The 7,838-nt window shown below is 38.0% G+C and carries 6 protein-coding genes; all 6 read left to right on the top strand.

Annotated features, from left to right (window positions below; translation table 11 throughout):
- Positions 1-12 precede the first annotated feature (12 nt).
- Positions 13-1,296 (top strand): GTPase ObgE, encoded by a 1,284-nt coding sequence (gene obgE, locus AXF17_RS05905; protein WP_094234226.1) that lies wholly within the window; start codon positions 13-15, stop codon positions 1,294-1,296.
- A gap of 345 nt (positions 1,297-1,641) precedes the next feature.
- Complete coding sequence (locus tag AXF17_RS05910; RefSeq protein WP_094234227.1) at positions 1,642-2,271, top strand: ComEA family DNA-binding protein; 630 nt, start codon at positions 1,642-1,644, stop codon at positions 2,269-2,271.
- A 42-nt stretch (positions 2,272-2,313) separates the two neighbouring features.
- A complete protein-coding gene (locus AXF17_RS05915; protein WP_094234228.1) occupies positions 2,314-2,919 on the top strand; it encodes a sporulation initiation factor Spo0A C-terminal domain-containing protein in 606 nt (201 codons plus the stop codon).
- Between the two features lie 117 nt (positions 2,920-3,036).
- The gene (gene nifJ, locus AXF17_RS05920) at positions 3,037-6,573 is read left to right on the top strand and encodes a pyruvate:ferredoxin (flavodoxin) oxidoreductase (RefSeq protein WP_237049014.1); all 3,537 of its coding nucleotides are present in this window, start codon (positions 3,037-3,039) and stop codon (positions 6,571-6,573) included.
- A gap of 84 nt (positions 6,574-6,657) precedes the next feature.
- Positions 6,658-6,825 (top strand): DUF896 domain-containing protein, encoded by a 168-nt coding sequence (locus AXF17_RS05925; RefSeq protein ID WP_207651540.1) that lies wholly within the window; start codon positions 6,658-6,660, stop codon positions 6,823-6,825.
- Between the two features lie 88 nt (positions 6,826-6,913).
- A partial coding sequence (locus AXF17_RS09540) for an alanine--tRNA ligase-related protein (RefSeq protein ID WP_237049015.1) occupies positions 6,914-7,838 on the top strand: 925 nt, incomplete at its 3' end.

Genomic DNA, 7,838 nt, shown 5'->3' on the forward strand with positions numbered 1-7,838 from the left:
TTGGAGAAAAAAATGTTCGTTGATAGAGCGGAAATAATCATCACATCTGGCAAGGGCGGAGATGGTGCAGTAACCTTTAGACGAGAGCCATACGTTCCAGAAGGTGGGCCAGATGGTGGTGATGGTGGCGATGGCGGTAATATTATATTTGTTGCCGATAATAACCTTCGCACACTTATGGATTTTAAATATAAGCGTAAGTATGAAGCTGAAAATGGCCATAATGGCATGCGTCGTAAGAAATACGGTAAGCGTGGACAGGATTTAGAGATAAGGGTTCCTGTTGGAACAATGATTATTGATAAAGAATCAGGACTCATTATGAAGGATATGGCTCATAGCGGCGATACACTTGTAGCAGCAAAAGGTGGAAAAGGTGGAAAAGGTAATGTTCATTTTAAGAACTCCATTAGACAGGCTCCTAATTTTGCTGAGGCTGGTGAACTACCTAAAGTTAGAACAGTAATTCTGGAACTTAAACTCATTGCAGACGTTGGACTTGTTGGTTTCCCTAATGTTGGAAAATCAACGCTACTTTCTGTTTCTACATGCGCTAAACCTAAAATTGCTAATTATCATTTTACTACAATAGATCCTAATCTTGGTGTAGTTGATTTATATGATAAAAGCTTTGTAATGGCTGATATTGCTGGAATTATTGAAGGTGCACACGAAGGACTGGGCCTTGGAATTAAATTTCTCAAGCATATTGAACGTACAAAGGTTATTATTCATGTAGTTGACGTTTCTGGTAGTGAAGGCAGAGATCCAATAGATGATTATAAGAAGATAATTGATGAGCTTAGAAAATATGACGAAAAGCTACTTAAAAAGCCTATGATTGTAGCTGCAAATAAGATAGATGCTGTTGGAGACGAAGAAAAGCTAGCAGAGTTTATTGAATTTGTTGAAAGCGAAGGCAAAAGGGTATTCAAGATATCTGCTGCGACTAGACAGGGGATACAGGATCTTCTTAACGCTACAATTAACGAATTAGATAACTATGTAGAGCCAGAAGAGGAAGAGGTTGAATACTATGATTTCGAGAAGGATGAGCTCGATGAAGACTTCAAGAAATTAAAGGCCTATAGGGCGTTTGATGGAGCTTTCGTTCTTGAAGGTAAGCAGCTTTCTAAGATCTTTAGATCTACTAACTTCACAGATACTGGTTCAATGCGCTATCTCTATAAATTCATAGTTGATAGAGGCGGAATTAAGATGCTCAAAAAGATAGGTCTCAAAGAAGGCGATACAGTCAGAATTCAAGACTATGAATTTGAATACTATGATGATTAATATTTATGAAGGGGTTTTGTATAGGACGTTAGATTATTTATATGGTTAATCTGATATTGAGACACTATATGATGTGTTTTGGTTATTGTCAACAATAATTAGTGGATACATAGTTGCATTATTTGCAACGTGTATTCACTTTTTTTAGCCTTGAATCGTATATAAAAATATTATAAAACTATGTAATAATATCGACTATTCTTGATATATCAAGAATTAAACATTATAAATTTACAATATTTAATATATAATTATAGTCTACTAATTTTTAAATAGACTATTGCAAAATAATTTTCTAAATTGTATTATTTATGTAGTTGAATCTACCCTCGGAAGGGGTAATGTATGAAAAAAACAAATAATGACCTGATAAATCATATTATCGATTGTATTAAATTTCAATTTGCAAAGGATAGAAAGCTTAAGTATAAGGTTGCGTTGGTGCTAGTTATTCTTATTGGAGCTATTGGAATACATATAAGATCCAACAATACCGATACTATTAAGCTTAACAGGGCTGAAAAAGTTAAAGCCAAAGATCAGTCTGAAGCTGCAGATGAGTTTTACATCGACATAAGTGGAGCAGTTAATTCTCCTGGAGTTTACAAGGTCAAGAAGAAAACAAGAGTTTTCGAACTGATTGAAAAGGCAGGTGGGTTAAAAGACGATGCTAATCTGGATGCTATCAATCAGGCAGAGTTCGTTCAAGATGGCCAAAAGGTGGTAATACCGAGCAATGGAGGTGGTGATATAGGTAAAGACACTGACGATAATACGATTAATGTCGGAATAATCAATATTAATTTAGCAGATAAGTCAAAGCTAATGGAACTTCCAGGGGTGGGTGACGCAATTGCCCAGAGGATTATTGATTATCGAAAAGACCATAGATTTTCAAAAATTGAGGATTTAAAACAAGTAAAGGGAATTGGAGAGGCTACATTTGAAAAGTTAAAAAATATGATTACTGTTTAATGTTTATGTGTGGGCGTTAAAGATGAAGGAAGGGTGATTTAAATGAATGACAAACTAATTCCAGTAAAAAGATTTTATTCTAATGACAATGATGATTCTTTAGCTATAAGTGTAAACGATGAGATAGCTGCACTTGTCGCTTCATGTTTAAAATCAGATAGCACATTTATTAATTGCATAGGCGATATAAAACTTAGGGTTCTATACGCTGAAATTAAAAATATAATTAAATGGAATTATGGGGATAGGGCTAATTTTAGTCAACTGCTAGATGACCACATTCTTAGAGGTGTTTTTAATAGTTCTGTTTTTATGACAGAAGGCATGGGAGCTAAATATCTGATTGAAGCAGTTATACTTTGCAAGAAACTTTTTTTTAATCAAGATGTTATCGTAGCAGGAGAGATATATAGAGATGTTGCAGAAAAATTCAACGTATCTCCTGAAGCGGTTGAAAAGGCCATTCGATGTTTTATAAAAGCACAGTGGGCTATGTGTCGAGATAGAGTTAACGGTGTTAATGAGTTGACTGTATATAACTTCGTTTTTTCTAGCATTACCTCTCCGCCTACTAATAAAGAGACCATCGTATATATGGCTGTAAAAATGCTTGAAATTCAAAAAATTTTAGAATCTATAACTGCATAAAATACAAGTTCCATACGCTTCAATTTCATTGAATGCACTATTAAAGCGTGATAAACTATAACCGTTGTATTGACTGTTCAATATGCTATAGGTAAACGAAAGTAAGGGCATTTAATAATGAGTAACGTAAAAAGGATTAAGAAGACTATGGATGGCAATACGGCTGCAGCTCATGTTGCTTACGCTTTTTCTGAAGTTTCGGCGATTTACCCAATTACCCCATCGTCAGTGATGGCAGAGGTAATCGATAAATGGGCTTCCGCCGATAGAAAGAACTTATTTGGTGAGAAGGTTCACGTCGTAGAGATGCAGTCTGAGGGTGGAGCTGCTGGAGCAGTTCACGGTGCACTTAATGCAGGAGCTCTCACTAGCACTTATACAGCTTCGCAAGGACTTCTTCTGATGATTCCAAATATGTATAAGATTGCTGGAGAACGCTTACCGGGTGTTTTCCATGTAGCCGCAAGAGCCGTATCAACGCATGCATTATCTATTTTTGGAGACCATTCTGATGTAATGGCAGCAAGAGCAACTGGTGTGGGTATGATTGCTGCAAACAGTCCACAGGAGGTTATGGATTTAGCAGCTGTATCACATCTTGCTTCTATCAAGGCGAGCATGCCTATTGTCCACTTCTTTGATGGATTTAGAACTAGCCACGAACAGCAAAAGATTGAGGTTTGGGATTACGATACACTTGATGAGATGTTAGATTATGATGCTGTTGACAGATTTAAGAAACATGCCAACAACCCATGTCATCCTCATCTGATGGGATCAGCAGAGCAACCAGAGACTTTTTTTCAGCATAATGAAGCTAGAAATGTATTCTATGATGAGTCTGTAGATGTAATTAAAGGTGTTATGGATCAGGTAAATGAGAAGATTGGTACTGATTATAAGCCATTTAATTATTATGGTGCTAAAGATGCGACTGATGTGATTATTGCAATGGGATCAGTCTGTGAAACGGCGGCTGAAGTTGTTGACTATCTAAATAACAATGGCAGAAAAGTTGGACTGATTAAGGTAAGACTATTTAGACCGTTTTCGAGCAAGTACTTGTTGCAGGAAATACCAAAGACTGTAAAGAATATTGCTGTCTTAGATAGGACAAAAGAACCAGGTTCAAGCGGAGAACCACTTTATCTTGATGTTGTATCTGCTCTTACAGATTCCGATGATATTAATGTTAGATTAACGAGGGGACGTTATGGTATTGGCTCTAAAGATACACAACCTGGAGATATCATCGCAGTTTACGACAACATGGTGGCAGATAAGCCTAAAAAGGAATTCACAATTTCCATTATAGATGATGTTACTAATCTTTCGCTTGAAAGAACAACTAATCCAATTGTTTCAGCAAAAGGAACAGTTGCATGTAAATTCTGGGGCTTGGGTGCAGATGGTACTGTTGGAGCTAATAAAAATAGCGTAAAGATTATTGGAGACCATACTGATAAATACGTTCAGGCATATTTCCAATATGATTCGAAGAAATCTGGTGGAATAACGATTTCTCATCTTAGATTTGGGGATGAGCCTATCCGTTCAACGTACTATGTAAATTCAGCTGATTTTATCGCTTGTCACAGTGCATCGTATATGCACAAGTACGATATTGTTCAGGATGTAAACCCGGGTGGTAAATTCCTGCTTAACTGCAGTTGGACAGACGAAGAGCTAGAAACATATCTTTCAGCTGCTGCAAAGAAGTATATTGCCGAAAATAACATTGAGTTCTATACCTGCGATGCCGTTAAACTTGCTAACCAAGTGGGGCTCGGTTCAAGAAGAACAAACACAGTTCTACAGGCTGCATTCTTTAAGCTTGCTAACGTAATGCCTATTGATTTAGCAGTTGATTATATGAAGTCTGCAATCAAGAAGAGCTACATGAGTAAGGGTGAAGATATCGTTAACATGAACTGTAATGCAGTAGACGCTGGTGTTACTCATGTTCATAGGGTTGAAGTTCCTGAAAGCTGGAAGGATGTTACTGTTGCTAATACTAGAGTACAACTTCATTCAGATAGAGCTGATCTCGATAAGTATCTGAACGATATTTTAACTACTGATGCAGCTATGAAGGGTGATGAAATTCCAACATCCAAGTTCCTTGATGTCGCAGATGGGATGATTCCGGCAGGAACAGCAGCATACGAAAAGCGTGGAATAGCAATAGACGTGCCGCTATGGATTGCTGATAATTGTATTCAGTGCAACCTTTGTGCATACTCATGTCCACATGCAGTTATCAGGGCGTTTGCATTAAGTGATACGGATGCTAAAGCTACAAATGCATCTACACTCCAGTCTAAGGCTGACCCAGATTATAAGTTTATGATATCCATCTCTACGGTTAACTGTACAGGCTGTGGATCATGTGTTCAGGTCTGCCCAGCTAATGAGAAGGCGCTCAAGATGATACCTTACGAAGATAAAAGGTCAATTGAACAACAGAGAGTGTTTGACTATGCCAATGACCATGCAAATGAGGATTTACTAGATAGAAATGTTGATACTCCTCGTAATGTAAGCTTTATTAAGCCCCTACTCGAGTTCTCGGGTGCGTGCCCAGGTTGTGGAGAGACTCCATATGCAAGACTTGTTACTCAGCTGTTCGGTGATAGAATGTTCATTGCAAACGCCACAGGTTGTTCTTCGATTTGGGGTGGAAGTGCACCAAGTACTCCTTACACTATAAATCGTGAAGGAAGGGGACCGGCTTGGTCTAACTCATTATTTGAGGATAATGCTGAATTTGGACTTGGAATGGCTGTATCAATGAATACTCGCCGTCAGGAAATGAAATCTGCCGTTAAGAGACTTGCAGATAAGAAAGCTTACCATGAGGCTGCTTTTGAATGGCTTGATTCGATGGAGGATAGCCGTGGTGCAGAAGTAGCTGCAAAGAAGCTGATTGAAGCTTGTAAAGGCAGTGATGACGCAGATGCTAAATTCGTTCTGAATAACACCGACTTGCTTCCAAAGCCATCAATTTGGATATTCGGTGGAGACGGATGGGCTTATGATATCGGATATGGTGGTCTTGATCATGTAATCGCTTCTGGTGAGAATGTCAATATACTTGTCTTTGATACAGAAGTTTATTCAAACACTGGTGGGCAAGCATCTAAGGCTACGCCAGCTGGTGCTATCGCACAGTTTGCTTCTGCTGGTAAAGCTATAGGCAAGAAAAATCTTGCAGAAATTGCTATGGCTTATGGTTATGTATATGTAGCACATGTTGCAATGGGTGCAAATCCTACACAGACATTAACAGCCCTCAAAGAAGCAGAAGCGTACGATGGTCCATCTATCGTAATCGCATATTCACCATGCATCAATCATGGTATTAGAGCTGGTATGAACTGCTCTATGAACGAAATGAAGAAAGCTGTTCAGTCTGGTTACTGGAACCTCTTCAGATTCGATCCAAGAAAAGTTAAGGAGAATGGTGGAAATCCTTTTACTCTCGATAGCAAGAAGCCAACCCTTGATTACAAGGAGTTTTTAGATGGAGAGGTTAGATATAGAGCTCTAGAACAAGCGAATTCAGAAAGAGCTAAGAAGCTATTTGAAGAAGCTGCTAATCAGGCTGAATCACGATATGAAGATCTCGTAAAGAGAAGTAAGGGTCATAAATAATTTGACTATATTAAGTACATGTCATACTCGCTATGCGGGTATGACATGTTTATCTAATTAGAATAATTCCAAAGGGGAATAATAATGGAAAAAGAGAAAATTGACAGAATTAATGAGCTAGCTCATAAGAGTAAGAATGAAGGTCTAACACCGGAAGAATCACTTGAACAGTCAGAACTTCGTAAAGAATTTCTTGCAGATATTAGACGTGAAGTGAAAAGTCAGCTTGAATGCATAGAAATTGTTGATTAATTGCTATTCTTCATATGCTTATTACTTGTGAATATCGCGGTTTCAGTATAAAATATAAGCATTGTATATAAAGGGAGAATATTTTTAAATGGAAAAACTTGGTCTTAATGAAATAAGAGATTTATTCCGTGATTTCTATGTTAGTAAGGGTCACTATGCAGCGGGAAGTGCATCGCTGATTCCTAAAAACGATAAAAGTTTACTTATTATTAATTCTGGTATGGCACCACTAAAGGCATATTTTGCAGGAGTAGAAACACCTCCGTCAAAGAGAATGACTACATGCCAGAAGTGTATCAGAACTGGAGATATTGATAATGTTGGAAAAACATCACGTCATGGTACATTTTTTGAGATGTTAGGTAACTTTAGTTTTGGTGATTATTTCAAGGAAGAGTCTCTAACTTGGGGATGGGAATTTATAACTAAGCATCTTAATATGCCTACAGATAGACTTTGGGCAACTGTATACCAGGATGATGATGAAGCTTATGATATTTGGCTTAAACTTGGTATGCCTAAAGAGAAGATCGTTAGACTTGGTAAGGATGACAATTTCTGGGAAATCGGACTAGGTCCATGCGGACCGTGTTCAGAGATTTATTACGATCGTGGAGAAGCTTTTGGATGCGATAATCCTGATTGTAAGCCTGGATGTGAATGTGACAGATATATTGAGTTTTGGAACCACGTGTTCTCACAGTTCTCAAAGGAAGAGGACGGTTCATATTCAAACCTAGCACATCCTAATATCGATACGGGAATGGGCCTGGAAAGGCTCGCTTGCATAATGCAGGATGTTGATTCAATTTTTGATATAGATACTATCAGGAAGATTCTTGATTCAGTTGTGCAGATGGCAGGTGTCGCTTACCAGGCTGGAAACGAACAGCATGATGTAAGCTTGAGAATCATTACTGATCACCTTCGTTCCATGGTGTTTATGATTGCTGACGGAATTATGCCGAGTAACGAAGGAAGAGGATATGTTTTAAGGCGCCTGATCAGAAGAG

The organism is Mogibacterium pumilum (genome assembly GCF_002243385.1).
Classification (GTDB): domain Bacteria; phylum Bacillota; class Clostridia; order Peptostreptococcales; family Anaerovoracaceae; genus Mogibacterium; species Mogibacterium pumilum.